This is a genomic window from Microbulbifer mixtoriginis (SeqCode) (assembly GCF_052466695.1).
In genome coordinates, this window is sequence record NZ_CP174285.1 from 4,041,168 (window position 1) to 4,067,376 (window position 26,209).

The 26,209-nt window shown below is 47.6% G+C and carries 24 protein-coding genes and 1 tRNA gene; 10 read left to right on the forward strand and 15 right to left on the reverse strand.

From position 1 onward, the window contains the following. The first annotated feature begins 118 nt into the window (after positions 1 to 118). From ACJJI0_RS17605 to ACJJI0_RS17615, 3 genes are all read left to right on the forward strand, one after another. Positions 119 to 1,294 carry a DUF3667 domain-containing protein gene (locus ACJJI0_RS17605; protein ID WP_444883612.1) on the forward strand — a complete coding sequence of 392 codons (1,176 nt, stop codon included), beginning with the start codon at positions 119 to 121 and terminating at the stop codon, positions 1,292 to 1,294. 139 nt (positions 1,295 to 1,433) lie between these two features. Beyond that, positions 1,434 to 2,558 (forward strand): DUF3667 domain-containing protein, encoded by a 1,125-nt coding sequence (locus ACJJI0_RS17610; RefSeq protein ID WP_444883613.1) that lies wholly within the window; start codon positions 1,434 to 1,436, stop codon positions 2,556 to 2,558. Between the two features lie 381 nt (positions 2,559 to 2,939). Beyond that, complete coding sequence (locus ACJJI0_RS17615; RefSeq protein ID WP_444883614.1) at positions 2,940 to 3,665, forward strand: CARDB domain-containing protein; 726 nt, start codon at positions 2,940 to 2,942, stop codon at positions 3,663 to 3,665. 29 nt (positions 3,666 to 3,694) lie between these two features. Here the strand turns inward: ACJJI0_RS17615 and ACJJI0_RS17620 are convergent, their stop codons facing one another. After that, on the reverse strand, positions 3,695 to 3,970 hold the full coding sequence (locus ACJJI0_RS17620) for a hypothetical protein (RefSeq protein WP_444883615.1): 276 nt from the start codon (positions 3,968 to 3,970) through the stop codon (positions 3,695 to 3,697). Between the two features lie 464 nt (positions 3,971 to 4,434). Here ACJJI0_RS17620 and ACJJI0_RS17625 point away from each other — a divergent pair, with 464 nt between their 5' ends. Then, positions 4,435 to 5,382 (forward strand): GlxA family transcriptional regulator, encoded by a 948-nt coding sequence (locus tag ACJJI0_RS17625; protein ID WP_444883616.1) that lies wholly within the window; start codon positions 4,435 to 4,437, stop codon positions 5,380 to 5,382. After that, positions 5,379 to 6,638 (forward strand): hypothetical protein, encoded by a 1,260-nt coding sequence (locus tag ACJJI0_RS17630; RefSeq protein WP_444883617.1) that lies wholly within the window; start codon positions 5,379 to 5,381, stop codon positions 6,636 to 6,638. The genes ACJJI0_RS17625 and ACJJI0_RS17630 overlap by 4 nt, the downstream gene beginning before the upstream one ends. A gap of 158 nt (positions 6,639 to 6,796) precedes the next feature. Here the strand turns inward: ACJJI0_RS17630 and ACJJI0_RS17635 are convergent, their stop codons facing one another. Continuing rightward, the gene (locus ACJJI0_RS17635) at positions 6,797 to 7,810 is read right to left on the reverse strand and encodes a zinc-dependent alcohol dehydrogenase family protein (RefSeq protein ID WP_444883618.1); all 1,014 of its coding nucleotides are present in this window, start codon (positions 7,808 to 7,810) and stop codon (positions 6,797 to 6,799) included. Between the two features lie 570 nt (positions 7,811 to 8,380). After that, positions 8,381 to 9,148 carry a hypothetical protein gene (locus ACJJI0_RS17640; protein WP_444883619.1) on the reverse strand — a complete coding sequence of 256 codons (768 nt, stop codon included), beginning with the start codon at positions 9,146 to 9,148 and terminating at the stop codon, positions 8,381 to 8,383. A 748-nt stretch (positions 9,149 to 9,896) separates the two neighbouring features. Between ACJJI0_RS17640 and ACJJI0_RS17645 the strand changes: the two genes are divergently transcribed. Continuing rightward, entirely contained in the window at positions 9,897 to 10,409 is a 513-nt protein-coding gene (locus tag ACJJI0_RS17645) for a hypothetical protein (RefSeq protein ID WP_444883620.1), read from the forward strand. Between the two features lie 347 nt (positions 10,410 to 10,756). Here the strand turns inward: ACJJI0_RS17645 and ACJJI0_RS17650 are convergent. The 6 genes from ACJJI0_RS17650 to rpsU form a co-directional block, all read right to left on the reverse strand. Further along, a tRNA-Ile gene (locus ACJJI0_RS17650) sits at positions 10,757 to 10,833 on the reverse strand. 308 nt (positions 10,834 to 11,141) lie between these two features. Further along, a complete protein-coding gene (locus tag ACJJI0_RS17655; protein ID WP_444883621.1) occupies positions 11,142 to 11,561 on the reverse strand; it encodes a diacylglycerol kinase in 420 nt (139 codons plus the stop codon). Between the two features lie 90 nt (positions 11,562 to 11,651). After that, positions 11,652 to 13,532 (reverse strand): RNA polymerase sigma factor RpoD, encoded by a 1,881-nt coding sequence (gene rpoD / locus ACJJI0_RS17660; protein ID WP_444883622.1) that lies wholly within the window; start codon positions 13,530 to 13,532, stop codon positions 11,652 to 11,654. 195 nt (positions 13,533 to 13,727) lie between these two features. Continuing rightward, positions 13,728 to 15,689, reverse strand: a complete 1,962-nt coding sequence (gene dnaG / locus ACJJI0_RS17665; protein WP_444883623.1) for a DNA primase — start codon at positions 15,687 to 15,689, stop codon at positions 13,728 to 13,730. A gap of 24 nt (positions 15,690 to 15,713) precedes the next feature. Continuing rightward, entirely contained in the window at positions 15,714 to 16,160 is a 447-nt protein-coding gene (locus tag ACJJI0_RS17670; RefSeq protein WP_444883624.1) for a GatB/YqeY domain-containing protein, read from the reverse strand. A gap of 201 nt (positions 16,161 to 16,361) precedes the next feature. Beyond that, complete coding sequence (gene rpsU / locus ACJJI0_RS17675) at positions 16,362 to 16,577, reverse strand: 30S ribosomal protein S21 (RefSeq protein ID WP_020411530.1); 216 nt, start codon at positions 16,575 to 16,577, stop codon at positions 16,362 to 16,364. A gap of 173 nt (positions 16,578 to 16,750) precedes the next feature. On the opposite strand from rpsU, the gene tsaD reads away from it, so the two are divergent. From tsaD to folK, 3 genes are read left to right on the forward strand one after another with little or no spacing between them, the layout of a single operon-like run. Next, positions 16,751 to 17,785, forward strand: a complete 1,035-nt coding sequence (gene tsaD / locus ACJJI0_RS17680) for a tRNA (adenosine(37)-N6)-threonylcarbamoyltransferase complex transferase subunit TsaD (RefSeq protein ID WP_444883625.1) — start codon at positions 16,751 to 16,753, stop codon at positions 17,783 to 17,785. A gap of 45 nt (positions 17,786 to 17,830) precedes the next feature. After that, the gene (gene folB, locus ACJJI0_RS17685) at positions 17,831 to 18,220 is read left to right on the forward strand and encodes a dihydroneopterin aldolase (RefSeq protein ID WP_444883626.1); all 390 of its coding nucleotides are present in this window, start codon (positions 17,831 to 17,833) and stop codon (positions 18,218 to 18,220) included. Positions 18,221 to 18,222: 2 nt separating this feature from the next. Beyond that, positions 18,223 to 18,714, forward strand: coding sequence for a 2-amino-4-hydroxy-6-hydroxymethyldihydropteridine diphosphokinase (gene folK, locus ACJJI0_RS17690; RefSeq protein WP_444883627.1), 492 nt, complete (start codon positions 18,223 to 18,225; stop codon positions 18,712 to 18,714). A 68-nt stretch (positions 18,715 to 18,782) separates the two neighbouring features. Here folK and ACJJI0_RS17695 read toward each other — a convergent pair whose 3' ends face one another. Further along, the gene (locus ACJJI0_RS17695) at positions 18,783 to 19,895 is read right to left on the reverse strand and encodes an NADH:flavin oxidoreductase (protein WP_444883628.1); all 1,113 of its coding nucleotides are present in this window, start codon (positions 19,893 to 19,895) and stop codon (positions 18,783 to 18,785) included. Positions 19,896 to 20,310: 415 nt separating this feature from the next. Here ACJJI0_RS17695 and ACJJI0_RS17700 point away from each other — a divergent pair, with 415 nt between their 5' ends. Beyond that, the gene (locus ACJJI0_RS17700) at positions 20,311 to 20,772 is read left to right on the forward strand and encodes a winged helix-turn-helix transcriptional regulator (protein ID WP_444883629.1); all 462 of its coding nucleotides are present in this window, start codon (positions 20,311 to 20,313) and stop codon (positions 20,770 to 20,772) included. 21 nt (positions 20,773 to 20,793) lie between these two features. Here the strand turns inward: ACJJI0_RS17700 and ACJJI0_RS17705 are convergent, their stop codons facing one another. The 5 genes from ACJJI0_RS17705 to ACJJI0_RS17725 all read right to left on the reverse strand — a co-directional run bounded on the left by ACJJI0_RS17705 (position 20,794) and on the right by ACJJI0_RS17725 (position 26,031). Then, entirely contained in the window at positions 20,794 to 21,852 is a 1,059-nt protein-coding gene (locus tag ACJJI0_RS17705; RefSeq protein ID WP_444883630.1) for a type 1 glutamine amidotransferase domain-containing protein, read from the reverse strand. A gap of 202 nt (positions 21,853 to 22,054) precedes the next feature. Next, complete coding sequence (locus ACJJI0_RS17710) at positions 22,055 to 23,302, reverse strand: sensor histidine kinase (RefSeq protein WP_444883631.1); 1,248 nt, start codon at positions 23,300 to 23,302, stop codon at positions 22,055 to 22,057. Beyond that, positions 23,286 to 23,981: a response regulator transcription factor gene (locus tag ACJJI0_RS17715; protein WP_282934461.1), complete on the reverse strand. Its 696-nt coding sequence runs from the start codon at positions 23,979 to 23,981 to the stop codon at positions 23,286 to 23,288. The genes ACJJI0_RS17710 and ACJJI0_RS17715 overlap by 17 nt, the downstream gene beginning before the upstream one ends. A gap of 108 nt (positions 23,982 to 24,089) precedes the next feature. Further along, positions 24,090 to 24,809 carry a pteridine reductase gene (locus tag ACJJI0_RS17720; RefSeq protein WP_444885949.1) on the reverse strand — a complete coding sequence of 240 codons (720 nt, stop codon included), beginning with the start codon at positions 24,807 to 24,809 and terminating at the stop codon, positions 24,090 to 24,092. Between the two features lies 1 nt (position 24,810). Next, positions 24,811 to 26,031: a multifunctional CCA addition/repair protein gene (locus ACJJI0_RS17725; protein WP_444883632.1), complete on the reverse strand. Its 1,221-nt coding sequence runs from the start codon at positions 26,029 to 26,031 to the stop codon at positions 24,811 to 24,813. Positions 26,032 to 26,209: the final 178 nt, after the last annotated feature.

The following is a 26,209-nucleotide window of genomic DNA, read 5'->3' on the forward strand; positions in this document are numbered from 1 at the left end:
TCAGTGAACTTTCACTAGTTGAGGTTTTTTTAATTTAGCTCGTTAATTGGGACTTGGGCTCATAAATACGTTTTGTGTAATTCGGAAATTTATTTTAAATGTCGAGGGGTAATAGGTAATGAGTACTACGGCATCCGCAAATCATTCTACCCAAAAATCAAATCGTTGTGCTAACTGCGAAACTGAACTTTTGGGACCTCACTGTTACAAGTGTGGTCAGCCGGTCAAGGGGATGGTGCGTCATTTCTCTTCCATAATTGGAGACTTTTTTGACACTCTACTGGCATTTGACTCGCGTACATGGAAAACAGTGCCGTCTTTATTCTTTCGACCTGGATTTTTAACTACTGAATATTTTTCAGGTCGTAGAGTCCGCTATGTGAGTCCTGTAAGGTTGTTTATTTTTCTTTGTATCACCAGTTTTTTTGTTACTCAGATTAATAGTGACTGGGCTATTAACTTTGGTGGCAATAAATCTGTAGTTGTGGATACGGAGTCTGCCGAAAGAGGTCTTGATCAGGCTGTTGAGAATTTAAAAGACCTCCAAAAAAAACATGCGGAAGACAATTTGGTGGTCATCAATTTAGAGGAGGTAGAATCTGACCTTGTTGAAGAGCGCATTGAAATTAAGACGGGTTTAGACGAACTGAATACGGAACTAGATAAAGTTAATGTCAATCTGAACGGTGTTACAGGGGCATCAAAGCAATCCGAATATTTCACTAAGGATGCTATTGCTTCGGGGTTAAATGAAACTATTGCCGAAATAGATGAAGAGTTTTTTCAAGTTGGCTGGCTTCCTGATTCTTTGGAAGATTGGGTTAATAAAAAAGTAGACAGTGCCCATAAAAATGTAGAACGAGTCACTGAAGATCCAAATCGACTTAAGAAAGCATTTCTGGGAGCCTTACCTTCTACTTTAATAATCATGTTGCCAATTTTCGCCATGATGTTGTGGGTAGCTTATATCTTCAAACGTCGACTTTATATGGAGCATTTGATTGTTGCCCTGCACAGTCATGCTTTTATTTGTTTAAGTATTTTAACTGCCAATCTGTTTTACAGCGCAAGCGAAAAGTTTTCTGACTACAATGTAATCTCTTCACTTTTTGATAATCTGTTTTTTCTACTAATTATTTGGGTCCCCGTTTATCTATTTTGGATGCAAAAGCGTATATATCAGCAGGGGTGGCTTATTACCTTATGTAAATACTCGTTTCTGGGAGGGGCTTATTTGATTTTGCTGGCCTTGGGTGCGGCTTTGACTGTTCTCTGGAGCTTGGCAGAGCTTTAATGCTGGTTTTTAGCTATTCTTGAAATAAAACAAATTGATCAGTGGTTAGTATTTTTTGGACGTTCTTCACATAATAAGATGCAAAGAAATAGAACGTTTTTATGGTTGATACCTAGAAGTAGAAAAAAGGATAGAGGTAATGAGTTGTTCAGAAACAGTGGAACATATAAAAGGAAGTGTTGCTGAATGTGCAAACTGCAAGACCGAACTTTTGGGGCCACACTGTTATTCTTGTGGTCAGCCTGTAAAAGGAATGGTGCGCCAATTTTCTAACATAATCGGGGATTTTTTTGACACATTACTAGCGCTTGATTCGCGTATAGTACGCACTCTGGCGCCTTTGCTGTTTCGTCCTGGTTTTCTAACAGTCGAGTATTTTGCTGGACGGCGGGTACGTTATGTAAGCCCAGTACGTTTGTTTATTTTCTTATGTATAACAACCTTTTTTACAATTCAGCTTAGCACTGATTGGAATGATTATTCATCTGAGAATGATGAGACTGTGGTTGAGGAAGTATCTGATATAAAGCAGCCCCTTGATGAAGTGAGAAATACTATATCAGACACATCAAATCAGGATGTCGAGACTGAGTTTTTGCCGAATGAGGCTCCAAAGAAAAAAGTTGGTGAAATAATCGATGAATTTCAGAGGGCTGAGCCCAAATTGGTAGTTGATATTTTTGATAGTGAAGAGGATGATCATTGCAATGTAAAGGTTGGTGGAGCTTGCTGGGATAACAAAGCTGAACGCCCAAGATTTTCAGGTGTACCACAATCCCTGGTTGATAGCGTGGCTGAATTCTTGCTAAAGATCGAAAAAAATAGTGATCTAGTTGAAGCTGATCCCAATCGTTTCAAGAAGATTTTTCTTGGTTCTTTACCTTCCACACTATTTATTATGCTGCCCTTTTTTGCATTCATGTTATGGGTGCTTTATCTGTTCAAGCGAAGGTTATATATGGAACACTTAATTGTTGCATTACATAGCCATGCATTTATTAGTTTGGCACTATTACTGACAACTCTTCTGCTTAATGTTCAGGGTTGGTTTGGCGGTTATCCATGGGTTGAGCAGATCACGTGGGGTTTAATATCTATCCTTGTCTTTTGGATACCTGTATATCTGTTAATCATGCAAAAGCGTTTATATAGGCAAGGGTGGATTATGACTTTGATTAAGTATTCTTTTTTAGCTGTTGTGTATCCGCTAATGCTGTCAATTGGAGCCACATTGGCAGTTTTATACAGCGTCGCGGAATTTTAGTATTTTCTGTTGATTTTCAGATGTTCTCACTCAGTAGTAATTAGGGTGCTAGGGTATTAAAAATACACGTTTAATACCCTTGATTATAAGAGAATAAGTTAATGTGGATGGATGAGGATATATGTTTTGCATCTTGGTTATATTTGAAATTTCTCTAGCGCTGAAGTGTCTTAATTATAAAACTGAATTTAAAATTAAAAAATCATGATAAATAGGAGATCTACAGCTTTTTAAGATTAATTCCCGCCAATATTTTCCAGCTACATACAGATATTCCATAAGGTCGCTTTACAATCTCTCCAGCCAATAGAATGTAGTTTTTATTTGATATATGGCTGAAGGGTAAAATAGTTAGTAAAAGAATATTTTATGGAGGGTAACATGTTGAGACTAATAATCAGTTTTTTAGCTAGTTTGCTGACTTTGATTTTGGCGATAACCAGTTATGCAGATCCGATTCAGGATATAAGTATGCAGAACTATAATGCTGGTTGGTACCCTAACTTCTATCAAGGTCAAGGTCCATTGACCTGCCGTAGAACTTGTGCAATTTGGGTCGGTGCTACACCAGAATCTGAACTGACAAAGGAGATGACAGAGGAGTTTGAACGAACCAATGTTTGTAAAATCACTCGCAATCCAGAGATTATTGAAAAGCCATATGATGATCCATTGGCCCATTGGTTATATGGTAATCAATTTGACGACAAAGCTAATTGTTATGCGGGTACACCCTTTGGAGTAATTGAAGATGATCACTACATGTGCTTATGTGTATGTGACAAACCAGACCTGATCGTGAGCAAAATTCATGATCCAATCTGGGACTCTGGTTCAGGGCAATCCCTAATTGCTGTAGATATCACCAATATCGGGCAAATGGTAGCTGCCGCAAGTTTTGCTCGCCTGATCGATCCCGATACTTTGGCCAATGATGTTCAAGCAATCCCAGCCTTAGCCGTTAGTGCGACGATAACCCTCATCTTTACCTTGAATTATTGGGTATTTGATCCTGATGCGGTGCTGGAAGTGACCGCAGACTATAAAAACATCGTGGAGGAATGCGATGAAACTAACAATACGCAGGTTTATAAAAAGCAAGGTTAAAGTACATCTTATTAGTGTTCGACAATAAATTAACGAGCTAGGTGAACATTAATTACCTCACAGTTCTCCTTACCTACTGTAGCCGTTGGCATACCACCACCCTTGATATTGATATCGGACTTTTTGGGGATAATGATGTACATACGATGATAGTTACGTAATACGTAGTCTTTCTTGTTTGCGCTCAACCAAGGGTATTCGTTTGCAATGGCGGCTACCCCCCTTGCCAGGGCAATACCATCGGTACAATTATTTGGTGTGGTGGTGGCCATAACCATGGCTAGTAGGGCAGATGAAAAGAGCATAAATCTTGTTCTTTGGCCGAAGTCGGGGTAATCGAGGCACTAAGCCGTCACTCGGGAAGTATAACTAAGTCGGCTACATAGCTGTAGTGATCTATACCAGAGTTTTGTCCATCTATACTCTCTCACAGCAGAGTGACAGGTCTATACCGGTCACTCTGCTAAACCTATTTTCCCTCATGAATTCTCAACTATCCCCATACTGATTTCTTTGCTTTGCAATATCTCCATTTGATTATCCGCTTCGACGGTTCTCTGTTGAAACTATAAAAGGAGAAATTTGAAGGAATGAGTACTTCTGAATATCGAATATCTGTGGCTTGCGACACGAGTACATAAGATGGCATGGAAAGAGAAGCTGTTACCCCCAGCGTATTTTGCGTTGCAATTGGCATGTCTGTTTTTGTCGTAATTGCGTCTTTTGTGACATTTCTAGAGGAGTAGAATAGGTACAAGGAGGAATTACTATGAGCAGAAAGATTGGTTTTTTCATTGCCGATGGTTTTCAGGCCCTGGACTTATTTGGCCCCCTGGATGCATTTATGGAGACTAACAGTTTTATCAGTGAGGCCTATTCTTGCTATTTATTAGGTTTGTCTTCAGGGGTTGTTGAAACAGCATATGGACAATCCCTTTCTGTAGACTGCGATATCTTTGAATTACCACAAGTCGATTACTTGGTCATTTGTGGCGGTGTTGGAATGCGGCAATTGGAACTGAGCTCGAAGCAACTCAATGCTTTGAGGCTGATAGCTGAAAATGCCCGTAGGGTAATGAGTATCTGTACCGGTGCTTTTATTCTGGCAAAGATTTTTCCTGAACAGAGTCATAGAGTTACTACACATTGGCGACATTGCCGACAATTGGCACAACAGGCAGTTAATTATCAAGTAGAAGAAGACCCGCTGTTTATTGAAAGTGAAGGAATCTGGTCTTCCGCCGGTGTTTTATCCGGCGTCGACCTAGCCTTAGAGATCATCCGCAGAGACCACGGCAATACTATTGCTGCGAGTGTTGCCAAAGAACTGGTGGTCTACCTACAGCGCCGTGGTGGTCAGGCGCAGTACTCAGACTTATTACAGGTACAATCTGGCGATAGCATGCGTCTCAACCCATTGCTGGAGTGGTTAGCTCAAGATTATCAAAAACCTATCAGTGTTTCCGATATGGCCGAGAGAATATCTATCAGTGAGCGCCAGTTAACACGCTTGTTCAAGCGTCATTTACACAGCACGCCTAGCCAGTATTTAAATCAAATTCGTCTCAACCGGGCGCGGGACCTGATTACCTGCGAGTCCTTGAGTTTGGAGCAAGTGGCTCTAAGAGTGGGCTTTTCCAGTTACGATAGTTTTCGCCGGGCCTTTCACCTTCAGTTTGGAGTCTCCCCCTCATATTTCAGTCGGAATCAAGCATGAAACAAAGATTATTTTTAATTATCTACTTGGTATTTTTCTCATATAAAGCCTACACGCTTGAAACTGAGGAGGTTATTTTGTGGAAGGAAGATATACAGCAATTACAGAAATTAATTGAGACACATCATATAGATCCGTTTGTTAATATTGATAAATATGAATTCTATGAGCAAATCCATAATCTACTTAAATCTCTGCCAGATATGAATGAAGCAGAAGTAGAGGTGGGAATAATGCGTTTAATGCGTAGTATTGGAGATGGTCACACATTCTACAATATGATGTCTGGGCCCCATAGGCATTACCCATTTCGATTTAAATACTTCGATGATAAACTTAAGGTTGTAGATTCAATAGCAAAATACAGTTTCTTGCAGGGAGCGGAGCTTACAGCTGTTAATGGTTATAGCATACCTAAATTAGAGCAGCAGCTTGCTCCTTTTGTAAATTATGTTGAGAACCCCTATAGCTTTAGGTTTTCCTTCAGTCTTCATATCACTTTGGCAAAATTTCTTTATGGCACTGGCATTAGTGAAGGACAAGATGAGGTGACTTACCAGTTTTTAAAAGATGGTAGATCTATCTCAATGAAAGTGCACTCTGTGCCTATGGAAAAATTTGGTGGGTTGAGCACACAGTATCCGGTTTTGGTTCCTGATATTAATTATTTTAATATCGACTTGTCTGGTATCCGCCTGGCTTTACTAAGAAAGTACGACGCAGTTTACGTGGACTTTGATAGTTATCCAGATTTACGTGATCTTCAAGAACAGTGTGAGAATATTGTTGATATCATACGTGGTAGTAGAGTTCAGAATCTTGTTATCGATTTTCGAGATAATCATGGTGGGGATTTTTATGTAGGCTTGGCTCTCTCCTCCTGTATTCAAAATTTGGATCAATTCGATTGGCGCAATGGTATATATGTAATGATTGATGAGGGTACTCAATCAGCAGCGATGAGTAATGCGGCCCAGTATCAGCAAATTCTCAATGCCAACTTGGTGGGTACTCCGACAGGTGCCGATCCTAATATAGCCTCTGAAACTAACCGTTTTAAGCTTAAAAACTCGAAGAGAGAGATAAGTATTGCCAAGCGCTATTATCGCTTTATTCAATCTCCTACCGATGCGCTCTACCCTGATTTTCCGATGACGACAAGCTGGCGTGACTATAAGCAGGGTAGGGACGGAGCACTATTACAGTTACTAAATCATATTCAAGAAAAGGATCGCGAAAATCAGGTAAAGTCATAGTAAATATTGACTTTCATTGTACTGAAAAAATAATACACTGCACTCGAAATCTTATTAGGTTTCAATACCCATTGAGCGCATCCATGAGTTTATTCATAATAAATGCTGATAGCAGTGTATTAATCGTTTTCTAGAGAATAGCTCTTTAAAATAAACGATTACCACTCCACACAAATCTTACCGAAATGTGAACCGCTGGTTTGGTACTCAAAAGCTTCCTCAAGATTGGCAAATGGAAATGTCTTATCGATAACTGGATGTACTGTATTGCTTTCCAATGCCGCAACATAATTTTGCTGTTCACGGCGATTTCCCACAACCAGCCCTTGTAGGCGTGCTTGTTTTCCCATCAGTAATGCTGTTGGGACTTCTCCCTCTCTGCCAGTTAGCACCCCAATGAGGGAAATGTGCCCCCCCACCCTAACCGACTGAATGGATTGTTCCAAAGTGGCGGGCCCACCCACCTCGATAATATGATCGGCCCCTTTGCCATGGGTTAACTCCAGTACTTTTTCTGACCACTGTGTATGGGTCTTGTAATTAATCCCGTGAGTTGCCCCCAGCTTCTTGGCGCGTTCTAGTTTCTCATCGGAGGATGAGGTCACAATTACTTGGGCGCCCAACATATTGGCAATTTGAATTACGGCAATAGATACGCCGCCAGTACCAAGGGTTAAAATTATATCTCCTGGTTTAACCTTGCCATCGCTGACCAAGGCCCTCCAGGCCGTGAGTCCCGCTGTGGTAATAGTGGCAGATTCAGTATGACTCCAGCCCTTGGGTGCCAGGGTAAATGCAGTGGCATCACGTACTACATGCTGGGCTGCCATTCCATCAATGCCATCTCCGGGTGTATTGGCGAAGCCCCAAACATTGTGACATGCCGGCCCTGCCTGCCATTGGGGGAAAAAGCAGGAAACCACGGAATCACCGATCTTAAATTCGGTGACACCCTCACCAACGGCCTCAACTGTTCCTGCACCATCAGACATTAAAATACGTCCATCTTCGGTAGATATACTGCCGTCGGCAACCAGCAAATCATGGAAGTTGAGCGAGGATGCGCCAATGGCAACACGAATCTGCCCAGGCCCTGGCTTGCCGGGGTCATTAATTTCACTCAGAGAGATATTTTCAAGACCGCCAGGCGCCTTAAGCGTCAATGCTTTCATGATCCTCACCTTTTGTTGAATAGCGTGCTCTTTTATTTGTATCAGTCAATCAATACTGGTCTTTGATCATGGGGTTACAACTGGCATTTCTCAAGTGTATAAAAAATTATTGCTCCAACTTTTAAGTCAGCCAAAAATCATTTATAGGTAACTTCTATGTCGCCGATTTCATCGATTGATTAAATTTTAATTAAAATGATTAAGCTAAAAAATAGCTAATTCAATTTTCCTTGAGCCACTTTTCATTCAGTGATAACTTCTATTGAAGATTGATCTTGCTTAAATTTAATTTATCCGTTTTGGTTGTGGATTAATAGTGACGGATAAAATGAAGAGCTTTTTGAAGTGGTATGTTTCCTCTATGAATAATGGACAGTTTATCAAACACCTATTTCCTCTTTAATTGTGATCGCTTTTAAATTGTGCAAAAATATTTTTATATGAATAAATAACTTCTATCGCTGTAGAATAGAATCAGATAGTTAGAATGCTAGTCGTCTTCCAAGAAAAAATAGCCACTTTGTGGTGCTATTTTAATTCGATAAGGGTTCTCCTTTATTTTTCCGACTTTTAATCCTGGGCATACTCGGATATCTTAATGCTGTGAATTTTAGGTATTCTTTCCTTGCCCTGTTTACTTAGGCAATAGAGTACCTCTGACTTAAATGTACTTTTATCTACAGATTCATGCCCCTGCCGTCCATTAATAAAATTATCTCTAATGATCTTTATATCTTCATTAGAAAAGTCTAACTTTATATCCATCAAAGCTTTTTCAAATTTCATCAAATGTATCACGTGAAGTTTATCAGACATAGATACTGAAATAACGCCTTTAGGCAGAAAGCCAAAGTACTGAATTGCTGCATCAATATTTTCGTAATGCTCATATTTAACTTTATTTTTGAAGTGATAAAGGAGGGATTTTCTTGATCCTCTATGCTTGGTTAAATACAGTTGTGGACAGTCGGCATAACAAAAATAGCGCACTTTAGAAAGCATGGATAACCATATAGCAGCATATCCCCCCATAGATGACCCAGCAAAACAAACTCTACGTTTTGCTACAGGTACATCAGATAGCATTTCTTCTACAAAGCTAAAAACTTCAGGCAAAAAACTTCCATTTTTGCTGTTTAGAAACCAGCCGCCATGAAGGTTGGGGTTGTTTTCATTCAAAGACGGATCTGCAATTGCTATAATACAATGTTTTGGAAATAAGTTGGCCCATCGAAATCGGGTAAATTGAGGTAAGTGTTTTCTACCTGCACTAGGCAAAAGAACTATAAGTCCATTTTCAATTTTATCAGGACGAATTATTCTTGCATATTTATCCATAAAAATTCTAATTACAATTGTTATTTATAAATGATTCTATTTATATAAGCTTGCATGCGAATTAGCAAGAATCGTAGTTGAGATAGATAATATAAGTTGTTGTTAGGAGGGGGCAATAAATAGTTTTAACCGAATTGAACTAGATGGCGCCTAGATTGATGTTAAGCATACAGCTTGTATTCTGGATTTTGAGGTCTGTGGTAAGACACCTTTATATATGCCATTGAGAGTAGTAGGAAATATATTCTTTTAATATCAAATTTCCACCAAGGTTGGTTAGGTTTTGAGTTAGAGAAAATTTCACCTTTATGGCCACTTCATGGTGATTCCATATATTGTTGTATACTTTAATGTCCATGTAGGTTTTGGCGCAAAAATATCCTTGGAGCAAGGTTGTTGAGTAATCCTGAGAGAAGCTCTGAACCAGATTATTTTACTCATTGTGGTCTTGGTAATGTTGATGACGGTCAATCACTTTTCTCTGCAGAGTTGCCAATATATTCTTTAAGCTCACGACTCTTCTGTATGGCGTTGAAGGAGTCATAGGGCTATATACTTCAAATTTTTATTCATTATTCTCTATGAGAAAATCTTATATCTAACTGAAGATTTAAGTACTTGCAATATATTTATTTGGGTGCTTAAAAGGTCTAGAAATTAAAAATTATTTGAATGGAAAGAAACTGGCGTTATTTTCTGCTGCTATAAGTATTTAGTGGTATACGTCTCTGGGAAACTGGTATAGCTCATGACAAAGACTTTTAATGGGAATAAGTTGTTGATAACTCTGATTGTATCTTTATCTGTAGAAAATTTTGCGTATTCTGAGAATTACGATACGGGCGATGAGCGTGATTGGTTGTTGAATGCAGAAAATGATAAAGATCGCTTAATTTTACTGCAAAACTATCTTGGTGGTTTTTCTGTTTCCATGTGGGAAGTAGGGGATCGTTACAAAACCATATATTCGGCACTTCAGAATGAGAATTTTGACCTAGCTATATATCATTGGAAAAAAATTAAAGCTGTCATTGAGAATGGTTACCTAAAACGTCCTGCCCGCAGGGCAAATTCGGATGCAATTTTTATAAACTCAACATATGAAGCTGTACTTAGTGCATTTGAGACCAGGGATATAAAAAAAGCTTGGCAAGGGTTTTCCAATGCCCGTTCTGCATGTATGACATGTCATGTTGCTGAAAAAATACCTTGGATGAATGATCAAAATTTATTTAGAGATACTGCTGTTTCAAATAATTGAACACTATTTTTAATGATTTACTGATAGGATTGAGCACCCTATTTGAAATTACAACACTTCGACTAGTTGTTAGGGATAGTTTTGATATAGATCTATTCATAATAGTTCAGGCTTCTAATCACTCTCTGCCAGTGGTGAGTATCATCCGCTGTAAAAGTTTTTATGACCTTCTATGTTTCTTGGAGATTTTGGTGGTGATGGCGGATTAATAGTTTGATGTTTGAATTTAGTGGCTCTAGAAAAGGTGTGATATATCGTTAGCTACTTCAACGTTGGGAGTACGTGCTTTTCCTAGGCGCCTAGAAACCCAGTGAGTCACATGAGAAGGGATTAATTGGGGATTAAAATGGTGGGCCCTCCGGGACTTGAACCCAGGACCTGCCGATTATGAGTCGGATGCTCTAACCAACTGAGCTAAGGGCCCACACTTTGCTTGCGGGTATCGTTGCAAGCGGTTGGGCAAAGTACAAGATTTTTCCTTTCAAATCAATGCCTTTGTGGCAGAAATTTCTTCTTGTCGTGTTTGCACAACAACGTCAATCTCAGTAGCTATTGTTTGAGCGGTCTTTAAATTTTAACTTCCCAGCCTAGAAAGTAAGGGATGGATATCCCATGTTGAGCTTGTTGGTACGCCTGTTCAGTTTGCTGGTGTTAGTTAGTACCATTGTTCAGGTTATAGAAGGGGAGGCGTAGCCTCCTTTTTTTATAACTAACGATTTTCAAGTAGTGCGGTTAAATCGGCAACTTGGGAATCACAATACAACCCCAGACGATAAACCACATTAGCAGGGCCACCGCTACTGCGGCAGAGCCGGTGTCTTTGGCGATCTTGGCCAGTGGGTGCTTCTCAGCTCCTATGCGGTCCACAGTGGCTTCAATAGCGCTATTGATAAGCTCCAAAGGCAATACCACCAGGCTAACAGCTATCAATACGGCGCGTTCTGCCGGGGTGTCTCCCACCCATAGGGCAAAAGGGACAAAGAAGATAGCGAGGATAACTTCAATACGAAAGGCTTCCTCATTACGCCAGGCGGCGCTGAGACCTTCGCTTGAATATTTGGAGGCGGCAATCAGGCGGGCAATGCCTTTTTTGCCTGGCTTGTTGGCGACTTCTTCAGACTCTTCCGGTTTATTGGCGACTTCTTTTTGCATGCTGCTCTCCTGCCATCCGTAGACCCTTGCGGGCGGTCATGATTGTGTCACATAAAAAAGCCCGGTCGAACCGGGCTTTTTTGTGGGGGCTTACTCGTCGAGGAAGCTCCGCAGGTGCTCTGATCGGGATGGGTGCCTCAGCTTACGCAGGGCCTTAGCCTCGATCTGGCGGATACGTTCCCGGGTTACATCGAACTGCTTACCCACCTCTTCCAGGGTGTGGTCGGTGTTCATGTCGATACCGAAGCGCATACGCAGTACCTTGGCTTCACGCGCGGTTAGGCCGGAGAGCACGGAGCGGGTGGCGTCGTGCAGGCCGGTCTGGGTGGCGGTGTCCACCGGGGAGGACTGGTTCTGGTCTTCGATAAAGTCACCCAGGTGCGAGTCTTCATCGTCACCGATAGGAGTTTCCATGGAAATGGGCTCCTTGGCGATTTTGAGAACCTTGCGCACCTTGTCTTCCGGCATATCCATGCGCTCGCCCAGCTCCTCCGGCGTGGGTTCGCGCCCCATTTCCTGTAGCATTTGGCGGCTGATACGGTTGAGCTTGTTGATAGTCTCAATCATATGCACCGGGATACGAATGGTGCGCGCCTGGTCTGCGATGGAGCGGGTAATAGCCTGGCGAATCCACCAGGTAGCGTAGGTGGAGAACTTGTAGCCGCGGCGGTATTCGAATTTATCTACTGCCTTCATCAGGCCGATATTGCCCTCCTGGATCAGGTCCAGGAACTGCAGGCCGCGATTGGTGTACTTCTTGGCGATAGAGATAACCAGGCGTAGGTTGGCTTCAACCATTTCCTTTTTAGCGCGGCGGGAGCGGGCCTCGCCAATGGACATACGGCGGTTGATCTCTTTGATCTGGCCTACGTCTAGACCGGAACGCTCTTGGCACTGGGCCAGCTTGCGTTGCGCGCGAACGATATCGTCTACGACATGACGCAGGGCGTCAGAGTAGTCGCGCTTCTTTTTGATGATCGCGGGGATCCACTCTTCGTTGGTTTCGTTACCGGGAAATTCCTTGATAAAGGTCTTGCGCGGCATACGTGCACGCTTGATGCACAAATTCATAGTGATGCGTTCTTGCCTGCGCACACTATCGAGAATATCGCGAACTTCGCCGTAGAGAGGATCGAACTGGCGTGGTGCCAATTTGAAGTAGCGGAATACCTCGGCGACGGCTTCCAAAGCAGTACCAGCTTCCTTGGAGTCACGACCGTGGGCGGCGATGGCCTCATCGGCGGCTTTCTGCGCAGCGATCAGCGCATTCATGCGCTCGGCCAGCTCCTCTGGGTCGAGACCGCCGGCGTTTTCCTCTTCTTCCTCGCTGGAGGAATCGTCGGCGTCGTCCGAGTCATCGTCCTCTTCGCCTTCACTCTCAGAGGACTCGCTGCTGCTGTCGCTTGCTACAGCGGCTTGGCCAGCCTGGGCTCCGGGGGGCACATCTTCTGCTGGGTCGAGCCAGCCGGCGATGACATCGGGGATGCGGCGCTCTTCTTTCTCGATGAGCGCGTATTCATCGATGATTTGCTGTACTGCGCCAGGCCAGTAGGCGAGGGCGGCCATCAGCTCGCGTAGGCCCTCTTCGATACGCTTGGCAATGGCGATTTCGCCCTCGCGCGTGAGCAGCTCTACAGTGCCCATTTCGCGCATATACATGCGTACCGGATCGGTGGTGCGGCCTACATCAGACTCAACTGCGGCCAGTGCGGCGGCGGCTTCGGCTGCGGCGATTTCGTCGGCGGAGCTGTCACCCTCGGCCATCAACAACTCTTCGGCATCTGGTGCGCTTTCGAACACCTTGATACCCATGTCGTTGATCATGCCAATAATGTCTTCCACCTGATCGGGATCGGAAATATCTTCCGGGAGGTGGTCATTTACCTCGGCATAGGTGAGATAGCCCTGCTCTTTACCGCGGGCGATCAACTCCTTGATACGGGAGGTTTGTTGCTGGGTTTTGTCGGTCATGCACAACCCTGAATTCTGGGGATGAAAATACGGGACAAAGACGCGGGATTATAGCGTATATGCACTAGCAATAACCACTCTAGCTGTCAAGCAACGGCTCTGGTGTGAATTTTAGGGTGCTGAGGTTCCCGTTCCCGCCCGGCGGGGTGAGTGAATATAGTGTTGAGGTCGCAGTTTTCAAGGGGTTATTGCAGATTAATTGTCTTTTCTGCGCCAGTTGGCCAATAAAGCCAGTTGTTCTTCCTGACTGAGCTGGGCACCGGCTTTTAACTGGGCCAAGAGATCGCGATTGCGCTGCTTGGCATCGGATTTTTCTAGGTGACGTAGACAGTCGTTAAATTCAGCCTGGGGATCGTATTCCAGGTTGCTATCGCCTTGGGCTAGGTGACGAACCCCGGAAACTAGGGGAGATATCGCCAGCTTAGCCAGAATATCGCTGGATTCGGCGCCGTGATGGGCGCGCCAGTGGCCGATCAATTGGCGAAAGTTAAGTTGTGGGCGGCTCTTGAAAAGCTCCACCAGCTGGGCAAATAGCAGCAGGTCTGGGTTGTCGGCGCCGAGGAACTGTTGCAAGTCCTCAATCTGCGTGGCCAGCTCGGGGTGGTGGAGGATCAGCGCTACCAGCATACGTTCAGGAGGTAGGCGATACTGGCCGGTGCGGCGTGGGCTGTCCCCAAGTGTGGGGGAATATTCAGATTCGTCTTCGCGGGGCCAGGGTTCCGGCGGAGTGCGGTGTTGGAGTTCCTCATCCTGCTCGGTAGAGAGGGGTGCGCCGGTGACAGTTGGCTGTGCCTGTGCTTGCTGTAACTGGGTGTTGCGAGCTTTCTCCGCGTGAATCACTTCCTGCAGAGTGTCTTTGTCGAGTCCGGTACGCGAGGCCAGCTGCTGGAACATCAGTTGGCGATATACGCCTCCTGGCAGCAAATCCAGCAGTGGGGCGGCCAGCTTGGACAGGCGCGCACGGCCGTCCATGGTCTGGAGGTTGATGTCTTCGCTGAGCAGGTCGAAGAGAAAGTCCTCCAGGGGGCGGGCCTGCTCTTCTATCAGTTGCTGGAAACGTTCTCCACCCAGTTGTCGCACCAGAGTGTCCGGGTCTTCTCCTTCCGGCAGCAACAAAAAGCGTAGGCTGCGGCCGTCCTGCATATGGGGCAGGGCAGATTCCAGTGCGCGGCGGGCGGCGGCGCGGCCGGCGCGGTCACCATCAAAACAGAATAGCAATTCACTAGTATGGCGAAAGGCCAGCTGAATGTGCTCTTCGCCGCAGGCGGTGCCAAGGGTGGCGACGGCGTAGCGGATATCGAACTGCGCCAGGGCCACTACATCCATATAGCCCTCCACCACGATCAAGCGCTCTAAGTTGCGATTGGCCTGGCGCGCCTCCCACAAGCCGTAGAGTTCACGGCTCTTGTGGAAAATCGGGGTTTCCGGGGAGTTGAGGTACTTGGGCTTTTCGTCCCCCAAGACCCGGCCGCCAAAGGCGATGGTGCGGCCGCGCTGGTCGCGAATGGGGAAGATGATGCGGTTACGGAAGCGGTCGTAGTGGTGACGCCCGCCTGGTTTGCTGTTGCCGTCACTGTCCTGGCGGCGAATGGCGAGTCCTGCCAGTTCAAGCTGGTCGGCTTTTTCGGGAGTGTCGGCCAGGGCGTTGAGCAGGTTGTCCCAGCCCGGTGGTGCCAAGCCGATGTCGAAATCTCGGGCGATCTCCCCGGATAATCCACGATTGCGCAAGTAGGCCACTGCGTTACCTGCCGCCGGGTGGTTGCGTAGCTGTTCTCGGTAGAATTCTGCAGCTTTTTCCGCCAGTTGGTAGAGGGATTGGCTTTCCCTATGGCGCTTTTCCTGTCCGGGAGCCAATGCCTCTCTGGGTACTTCCAAGCCGCGGGTGGCTGCCAGTTTTTCCACGGCTTCGGGAAATGGCAGGCGATCGTATTCCATCAGGAAGCCGATGGCATTGCCGTTGGCGCCACAGCCGAAGCAGTAGTAGAACTGCTTGTCTGGGCTCACGGTAAAGGATGGGGTTTTTTCGTCGTGGAAGGGGCAGCAGGCGGAGTAGTTTTTTCCAGTCTTGCGCAGTTTTACCCTACTGTCCACCAGCTCGACGATATCTGCGCGGGCGAGCAGGTCGTCGATAAAGTGCTGGGGGATCTTGCTGGGCATACTGTTCTGTAATCCGGTTGGGCGTTAGGCCAGACGGGCCTTAACCAATTTGCTGACTGCGCCCATATCTGCACGGCCTTGAACCTGGGGCTTCACCTGGGCAATCACTTTACCCATGTCGGCCATGCCGCTGGCCCCGGTGCTCTGCACGGCGGAAGCGACAATTTCGCTAATCTCCGCTTCGGTCAACTGCTTGGGCAGGAACTCTTGGATGACTTCAATCTCCGCTTGTTCCACTGCTGCCAGCTCGGCGCGGCCGGCCTTTTCATACTGGGTGATGGAGTCGCGGCGCTGTTTGGTCATCTTGTCCAGCAGAGCGAGGATGCGCGCGTCATCCAGATCGATGCGTTCATCCACTTCAACCCGTTTGATCTCAGCATTGATTAAACGCAGGGTGGCAAGACGCTCTTTGTCGCGCGCTTTCATTGCGTCTTTGGTCGCTTGAGTCAGGGTGTCCTTGAGAGTGCTCATAGTGAGTGTTCCGGGATTGGCAGTGATTGTGGTTTATTGGGTTGAGCGCTAAGGATAGCGCGTCCGCCGAGCATGGAGAATGCGGGTGGCAGAACGAAAAACGGCGCGCGAGTAGGGCTCGCACGCCGTTCTTTATAGCTCCGCTACGGGCTAAGCCCGTCCGGCCGCCTCGCTGCGACAGGCTTATTCAGCCTGCGGCTCTTAGTAGAGACGCTGGAACTTGCGGTTTTCGCGCTGAAGCTTTTTAGCGTGACGCTTAACAGCGGCAGCAGCTTTGCGCTTACGAACAGCGGTGGGCTTCTCGTAGAACTCGCGACGACGTACTTCAGACAGTACGCCTGCTTTTTCACAGGAGCGCTTGAAGCGGCGCAGAGCGATATCGAAAGGTTCGTTGTCTTTGATTCGTACAGAGGGCATTAGGATACCTGTTAAAATTCGTTTCTCTCGGCCATTCCGGCAATGCTCTCGCAGTTGCATCCGGTGGCCGGTTCACAGCGAGGGCGCAAATTCTAAACACTCCTATACGGGATCGCAACCCCATTTTCCAGTATGATAACCGCCCCTCGAAGTAGTCACGAGAATGAAATCAAGTGCGCGTCCTCGGTATAGAAACTTCCTGCGATGAAACTGGCGTCGCTATCTACGATTCTGAGTCCGGTCTTCTCGGCCATGCTCTATTTAGTCAGGTTGACCTGCACGCCGATTACGGCGGTGTAGTCCCTGAACTGGCAAGCCGCGACCATGTGCGCAAGCTGTTGCCGTTGGTACGGCAGGTAATGGCGAAGACCAATACCAAGCCTTCCGATTTGGGGGGGGTAGCTTATACCGCCGGTCCAGGCTTGGTTGGCGCCCTGATGGTGGGCGCCTGTGCCGGCCGCGCCCTGGCGTATGGCTGGGGGGTGCCCGCTGTGGCGGTGCATCATATGGAGGGGCATTTATTAGCTCCGATGCTGGAGGACAATCCACCGGCTTTTCCTTTTGTGGCCTTGCTGGTCTCTGGTGGTCATACCCAATTAGTAGAAGTGCGCGGTCTTGGCGACTACGAACTGATGGGGGAATCCTTGGACGATGCCGCTGGTGAAGCTTTTGACAAGGCCGCCAAGATGCTCGATCTGGACTACCCCGGTGGTCCGCGTTTGGCAGCCTTGGCTGAGGAAGGTGATCCCAAGCGCTTTACCTTCCCTCGCCCTATGACTGATCGACCGGGGCTGGATTTCAGCTTTTCGGGCTTAAAAACCTTCACCCTGACCACTGTGCGTCAGCACGCCCTCGAAGATGGCCTGCCGGATGAACAGACCTGTGCGGATATTGCGGCAGCCTTCCAAGAGGCGGTCGTGGATACTCTAGTGATTAAATGTCGTCGTGCAATTAAAGCCTCTGGTTATAAAACTCTGGTCATTGCCGGTGGGGTTTCCGCGAATAAATTGTTGCGTGAACGTTTGGAAACGAGCCTGCGCAAGGATAGTGCCAGCGTCTACTACCCCCGTCATGAGTTTTGCACCGATAACGGCGCTATGATCGCCTATGCCGGTAGTCTGCGTTTGCAAGCCGGAGAACAGACGAGCCTTGCAGTTGATGTGCGTCCACGTTGGCCAATGACAGAATTGCCCAAGACCGAACTTTAAGAAATCCCAGGGGCATCCTGGCAGTAAAAAGAAAAGAGCCGATAAATGGATATTGTTTATATACGGGATTTAAAGGTGAATACCATTATCGGTATTTACGAGTGGGAGCGGGAAGTACGCCAGACTGTCAGCCTTGATATAGAAATGGCTTTCGATATCAGCGAGGCGGCGCGTTCAGACAATATCGAGCACACACTTAACTATAAGGCGGTGGCCAAGCGCTTGATCGCTTTTATTGAAAGCAGCGAGTTCCTGCTGGTGGAAACTATGGCGGAACAGGCTGCGGCAATTGTCAGGGAAGAGTTTTCCGTAAGCTGGCTGCGACTGCGTTTGTCCAAGCCGGGTGCGGTCCGAGGGTCCAGGGATGTGGGTGTCATTATTGAGCGTGGCGAAAGGCCAGCAAAAGGTGCAGCAGCGATGTCTGCGGGAGTGTAAACGTGGCTCAGGTGTATCTCAGCCTCGGCAGTAATATCAATCGCGCGCAATATATCCGCGCAGCGCTGGATGCCCTTGCAGGACAGTTTGGCGACTTGGAGGTGTCTCAGGTTTTCGAGAGCGAAGCGGTAGGATTCCCAGGGGATAATTTTTACAACCTGGTGGTGGGACTACAAACTGACCTGCCGGTAGGACAGCTGGCCCTGTGTCTGCGTGGTATCGAAGATGCCAACGGCCGCCTGCGCTCTGGACCTAAATTCAGTGCGCGCACCCTAGATATTGATATTCTTATCTATGATCAACTTACGGGGACTATCGATGGAGTGAAATTGCCTCGAGGTGAGATTGTAAAAAATGCCTTTGTTTTACAGCCTCTGGCAGAGATAGCTCCGGAAGTACTGCACCCAATTGAGCAGAAAACTTACCGTCAGCTGTGGAATGAGTACGACCAGGCTTCACAAAAATTGTGGCCGGTAGAATTTATTTGGCCGTGATTCCAATATTTTTTAAAAAATATAGATAGAAAAGCAGCCCTTTAAGGCTGCTTTTTTGTCAGTAAAAATTAACTCAGGCTCATTAGCGCCTCTTTGGTAAACGGCGTGATTTCCTCCGCGCGATCTTCACGTACCTTGGCGAACCAGTGTGGGTCTTGTAATAGTGCGCGGCCAACGGCAATTAGGTCGAACTCCTGGTTGTCCATACGGCGAGTTAGTTCGCCTAAATCGGTAGGGTTGGCAGTACCGCCCATGCCCTGGTTATTGCCGCCGATAAAATCATCGTCAAGGCCGACACTGCCGACAGAAATTACTGGTTTTCCAGTCAGCTCCTTGGTCCAGCCTGCCAGGTTGAGATCAGAACCTTCAAATTCTGGCACCCAGAAGCGTCTTGTCGAGGCGTGGAAAATATCAACGCCGGCTTCAACTAGCGGAGTCAGGAAGCGTTTCAGTTCTTCCGGGTTTTGCGCCAACTTGGCTTCGTAATCCTGCTGCTTCCATTGGGAGTAGCGCAGCACTATGGCGAAATCTTCGCCTACGGCCTCACGTACCGCTTTGATAATTTCCACTGCAAAGCGGGTGCGATTTTTGATGGAGCCACCGTACTCGTCATCGCGTTGGTTGGTACCTTCCCAGAAAAACTGGTCGATCAGGTAGCCGTGGGCGCCGTGAATCTCTACACCGTCAAACCCAATTTCCTTGGCTGCTTTCGCCGCGTCTGCAAAAGCTTGTACAACTTCCCGAATATCCTCTTTGCTCATCGCCTGGCCATTGGGCCTGCCGAGTTTGAACAGGCCTGAGGGAGAATAGCCGGGCACTGATTTATCCGGGCCTATGCCCTCTTTGCGCACGGAGCCTACGTGCCATAACTGCGGGATAATCTGGCCACCGGCAGCGTGTACTTCGTCTACCACCTTTTTCCAGCCGGCGAGAGCGGCTTCACCGTAGATTGCCGGTACATTCTCGTAGCCGTTTGCGGCTTTATGATTAACGAAGGTGCCTTCGGTAATAATTAGTCCCACTTCACCCTCGGCGCGGCGGCGGTAATAGCCGGCCACTTGGTCATTGGCTGAATAGCCCGGCGACATAGTGCGGGTCATGGGGGCCATTGCGACCCGGTTGCGCAGCTTTAGGGATTTATGCTCGAAAGGACGCAGTAGGTTGTCCAGGGAACCACTCATATTTCTCTCCTGAATGTCTCGATTCAACACTGGGACTCACTGGTCCCACTAGGTCACAATTAAAACGGTTGCGTTATAAGACCTTATTTTAGGGTTGAGTTCAATATCTGGTTTCGTATTGCAACTCTTTTGCCGGTATACTGGTCTAGGGAGCCTCTGAATAACTCCGTAATGCCTCTGCGGGTCTTGAAGGCTGCAGATGTTAGGCGCAGCTCGCCGCGAATGGCTCAGTCCTTTGCAAGAGCTGCAACGCAGCAGCTGTGGCCTTCAAGGCCCGCCCTTCGGGGCTTGCAGAGCGATTCACACTCCGCGTTGCGACTTCTTGAAAGGTCTAGATATTCCTGCGAAGCCGCGCCTTGATTGTGAACCGCTCTGCATGCCAGAGGTATCACGGAGTTATTTAGAGGCTCCCTATATGTCACGTAAACGCTTTGATGATTTTGATTGCTCCCTGGCTTGCGCCCTGAATGAGGTAGGGGACTGGTGGTCCCTGCTGATAATTAAGCAGGCGATGCTGGGTACCCGCCGTTTTGTGGATTTCCAAAGAAACCTGGGAATTGCCAAAAATATCCTTGTGGATCGGTTATCCCGTCTGGTGGAAAACGAGGTTCTGGTGCGCTTTGATGCGGGTGAACACGGCACTCGCTACGAGTACCGCTTAACGGAAAAAGGTCGGGACCTGTTTACGGTGGTAATCGCCCTACGCCAGTGGAATCTGCGCTGGAACGGCAATAAAGATGGGATGCATTTGGTCGATAAAAACAGTGGTGAGCCTATCTCCGAAGTGGCTGTACAGAATGCCCAGGGACAAAAACTCAGTATTCGCGATGTATTATTTGTGGATGAAAATGGCCAGCCCCTAGAGCAGGCTGGCTAGCTGGCTTTTTGAGGGGCTCAATCAGTCCTGGCTCTTGTACAGCAGTCTGATTATGTCCAGAGCCCTGCCCGGCTCCCAGCGCATAACAGAGACAACTCCGTGCATGGCCAGTAGGCGCTGGTCTATTTTCCCCTTCTCCTGAAGCTTTTGTAATTTCTCTGTGGCCTCGGTAAAGCCACTCTGCTCATAAGTGAGTAGTAATTTGACGGTCTGCTCCGCCGGAGTGATTTGGCGTGGAACAGGGGCGTACCCCATCGCGCTTACCATACTCTCAGCCGCCAGCCAGGTGGACCAGGGGTTTTGCCCGGTAATAAGCTGGCCATCCACGCTGACTTGTTCCAGGTAAGTGGGCCCAGCCTGAAAAAACGCGCCTTGCTCACGTAAGCGATCCTCAAGCAGGAATGGAAATCGTTGCTCGGCGTCAGGGATAAGAAAAAGCTCCTCTTCGTTAGTAAAAGCACTGATCTGCCGATCGGCGATTAAGAGCTTGCCATTATCCAGGGTGACATTGGCAAGGGCTGCTGGCCCGTGGCATACCGCTCCGATAATTTTGCCGCTGTTATAGATTTCCCGCACCAGGGACTGGATATGGGGATTGTCGGGGAAATCGAACATGGTGCCTTTACCGCCGACAAAAAATACTGCCTGATAATTCTCTGCTGATACCTGATCGATAGGAATACTGTGATTGACCTTTTGTTGTGCCTCCGGGTCATTGAGAAAGGCATAGTCGAAAGGCCCCAGATCATCTTTATCGATTACCGCAGGCGGTTTGCCGCCTTTGGGACTGGCAATATCGACAATAAATCCGTTGGCTGAAAAGATGTAATAGGGGCGTGCCAGTTCAGTTAATTCATAACCAGTCGTCTTGCCACTATCTCCCATCGTTTCAGTACTGGTGACAACAGCTAAGATTTTTCCTCGGCTTTCAATGGGTAATTGTTGTAAATACGGCAGGTCACTTACTGTCGTAGTGGAAAAGTCCTGCTCTTGGGGTGGAATTAGGCCCTTAATCCAAATAATGAAACCAAAAAATACGGACAAAGTCAGTGCCAGGGAAATAACAATTTTCTTCAACATATTAATCTCCAAAATTACAGTAGCAGACGGAAAATCTTCTAGTGAGTTCGCAGGAGAATAAGGGATGGAAGGTGAAATTCAGGTGAGATTGTAATTGCTATTTAGGAAGAAAGAAAAAGCTGCGCTCGAGATCGTATAAGGTATGGATGCCGATTCACTGTGCATATCGAGCGCATACGGTAAAAATTTGAATCTTAGAACGCTACTGTGTAAAAGACAGAGCGCACTGATAAGTATTGTTTCGACATTGGATTGAGATGGTCCAATTTAAGGCTTCACAGATTCTCTTAGCCAGGAAAAGGCCTTGACCAATACCGTCACTGCCTTCCCTTTTTTGGCCGGGTAAGAGGGAGGTTTCTAGATCTAATTGGTTGTCTGTGGCGTTCTCAAAAAAGAGTGTGTCCCCCTTATAGGTAATAACCAACTCAGGGCTGGTAGCGTGCTGTAATGCATTGCTGATCAAGTTGTCGAATAGCAGACTTACCAAGTGTCGATTAGCCAGGGCTCTGGCTTTGTGCCCTAACTTTAAATCAACATTAAAATTCTTTTGTACAATTAGCTGGTGTTGAGCTAAAAGACGCTCCTCTAGTAAAGCACGCAATGGGATATCTTCCGACTGTAGAGACTCAGAGCGGGCGAGGGCTAATAGTGTCTTAACGGTTTTTTCCATACCGGTAACAGTTTCTAATAGCTCATTTTTCTCAGTTAAAGTCATTTCCCGATTTTGACTGAGAGCCAGTGTGCTTTTCAGAATGGTTAGCCCGGTGCGCAACTCATGGCTTGTATCCCGGGTAAACTCAGTTTCCCTGCGCAATGTTAGCTTGAGCTGGTTAAGTGTATCTTGCAACATACTTGCGAGATAACCGATTTCATCTTGTTCATTGTTATAGGGCAGGGAAATTTGAGAATCGCAGTTTCTCTGCTGCTGAACTGCTTTAGCGAGGGTTACTACAGGCGCGATGGTTTTACGGGAAATACGAAAAGCACAATAGAGGGCTAAGAGTAGGGTCAAGATACAGGCGCTGGCAAAGAGCCAGAGAAGCTTTGAAGATTGTCGGGTAACAGTGAGCAATTCACTGACTTCAGCTACGAGAACGGCGGAATGGTTGTCCGGAAAATGTACTCTGCGTAAATGGAAGTGATGTTCAGTATCACTAAACCACTCAGCCTTTTCTGCATAGATTGGTAAGGCAGCGCGCAGTTCGGCCGGTATTATTTTGCTTTCAGTGTATAGCGTTAAATAGGGTAGGCGTGGCTCTGGGGTCTCATTAGTCAGTCTTGCCTGCTGTTCGAGGTAGCGGACTTCTCCGGCCAATAAGTTATCGAGTAAATGGTCTTCAACTACATAGGCAACCATCATACAGATGGCAAAAAACACCAAGCATAGCAGCAGGGTAAAACTGCCAAAAATAGCGAAGACCTTTCTCTGTAAATTACTGGTTTCGCGCATTGGGAGTTTCCAACTGATAACCGAGATTGGTGATGGTTTTCAACATAGGGGCCTGGAAAGGCTTATCCAGTGTTTGGCGAAGACTATAAATGTGGGATTTTAAGGCGTCTGTTTCTGGGGGTTCATCACCCCAAATATGGTGGATTATTGCCGAGCGGCTTACTGGTGCTGGCGACGCCTGGGCGAGCATAGTGAGAATGCGAAAACCGATAGTTGTCAGGGGCAGAGGTTGTTTATCCCGGTAGGCCGTTTGCTGGCGCTGGTTTATCTGTAAATCACCGACCTTAATTTCTTCACTGGTATGCAGCTGGTGTCTACGTGCCAGGGCGCGGCATCTCAGTATCAGTTCCCTTGGTTCGAAGGGCTTACATAAGTAGTCATCGGCACCGATACCAAATCCGCGTTCTTTATCTGCGAGAGCATCTCGGGCAGTTAACATCAGAATTGGCATGTTAACTGGCGCTTGTGCCTTGATTTTCTCGCAGACCTCTAAGCCGTCCATATCCGGCAGACCCAGGTCGAGAATAATCAGGTCGAAGATTTGTTCCAGGGCCAGCTGTAAGCCCTGGCGACCCCGGTGGGCATAATCTATCTGCCAGCCCTCAGCATGTAGGAATTCGGCAAGCTGGCGGGCGATAGTGGGGTTATCTTCAATCAACAATATCTTCAGTGAGCGCACCGGCAAATCTCTTTTGGCAGAGGAAGTTACAAAACATTCTGACAGAGTGCCGGTGAAATTGAAGTGAAGCCCCGTTGTTGGACTGTTTTAGATATTGGTTGGACCGCTCTAGATATTGAGGTTGCGGCCGCCGTCAACGGCAATAACCTGACCGTTGATATAGGGGGCATCACAGGCAAGGAAGCGCACGGTCTTGGCGATATCGCTGGGGTCACCGGTTCGAGCCAAAGGAATGCACTGGGTGATTTTTGCTTTCTTGGCTTCGTTAGTTGCCTCTTGTTCTGGCCAAAGAATGGCACCGGGGGCGACTGCATTGACCCGCACCTGGGGCGATAGCTCCAGAGCGAGGCTTTTTGTCAGCATTACCAGCCCAGCCTTGGCGGCGCAGTAAATAGTGTGCTCGGGCATCGGGCGCTCGGCGTGAATATCCGCCATATTAACAACGCAACCCTGTTGTTGGCTGAGTGTTTCTTTCAGGGCCTGAGTGAGAAAGAAAGGGGCTTTGAGGTTGCTGCCTACCAGCCGATCCCAGTCCTCCTCGGTTGCACTTCCCACAGGTGTGGGGTGAAATGCTGAGGCATTGTTGACCAGAACATCAATACCGCCCCAGGCCTCTTGTGCACGTTGGGCCAGATTGGAACAGGCTTCGGCGCTATTCAACTCACTGTGCAACGCTATGGCAGAGTTGGGGCGACGTTGGTTCAGCTCGTTTGCCAGGGCCTTGGCAGCATCAGCCGAGTTGCGATAGTGAATAACAACTCTGTGATCTCTATGCAGCTCTTCAGCAATAGCGCGGCCCAGGCGTGCGGCGGCACCGGTAATCAACACATTACGCAATGTAGTTATCCTTTACTCTGGCGATTGCCTTGATGCGCTCCCGGTCCAGTGCTTGCCCGAGTTTCGCACCCTGGTAGCCCTGTTTAATCAACTCCTCAGCAGTTACTGCCGCTGCCCCATCTCGAGCGGCGCGCAAAAAGTCCACCTGTGGATAATCTCGATTCTCCAGTCCCTCACGACCTCGGGCATCAGCCTCACAGGCGCGAAGAAAGTTTTCAAATCGCTCGGGACGTCGCAAGGCATCCAGACTGCGGATCATCTTCATAATGGTCTGTGGGCGCAATTCGAAGGCTCTGTGGCAATGCAGATGATATTCGCAGACCCCGACAGCTAATGCAGTCAGGTCCTTTGGGGTACGCCAGCGCTCACAGACGGCTTTTACCAGGGGCACGCCGGCGGCCTCGTGGCCGTGGTGGCTGGGAAGAATTTCCTCGGGAGTCAGTCCTTTGCCCAGGTCGTGTAGCAGTACTGCAAAACGCAAGGGGAGCTCTGCCGGTGCGGCGCGCAGGGCTAGTAGTACGTGTTCTCCAGTGTCCACTTCGGGGTGGTGTTTGGGCGGCTGGGGAACACCAAACAAATTCTCTAACTCTGGTAACAGTACCGAGAGGGCGCCGCAGTCTCGCAGTACCCGAATAAAAATATCGGGGTCTGGCTCGGTAAGTGCCCGGCTTACCTCTTTCCAGACCCTCTCGGCCACCAGATATTCCACTTCACCTGCTTCTACCATCTGGCGCATGAGTATCATGGTCTCAGGGGCAACGCTAAAGCCAAGGTGATGGTAGCGGGCGGCAAAGCGGGCCACTCGCAGAACTCTTAGCGGGTCTTCGGCAAAAGCAGGGGAAACATGGCGCAAAAGCCGTGCCTCCAGATCTTTCTGCCCGCCGTAGGGGTCAATTAGCTTGCCGTCGGTGTCTTCTGCAATGGCATTAATAGTGAGATCTCGCCGCAGGAGATCCTCTTCCAGGGTGATATTGGCATCGGCGTTAACGGTAAAACCGCCATAGCCGTGTCCGCTCTTTCTTTCGGTGCGAGCGAGCGCGTATTCTTCACCTGTCTCAGGGTGTAGGAATACTGGAAAATCTTTGCCGACTGGGCTGTATCCGAGGTCCTGCATTCTATCTACACCTGCCCCAACCACTACCCAGTCACGCTCGGTGACTGGACGATTCAAAAGTCTGTCGCGCACTGCGCCGCCAACAAGGTAGATCTTCAAAAATTGTTCTCCAGAGCTGGAGATATCATTAATTCGGTAGGTGATTGTACTGCCATAAGTCCATTTATTCCGGCAATGTCCGCAGGGGTGCTGCTGGATAAGAATGCAGGGAAGGAGAGTCAGAGGTTTTGGCAAGATAAAAAAAAGGCCCCGAAAAAACAAGGGGGCCCAGGGTCTT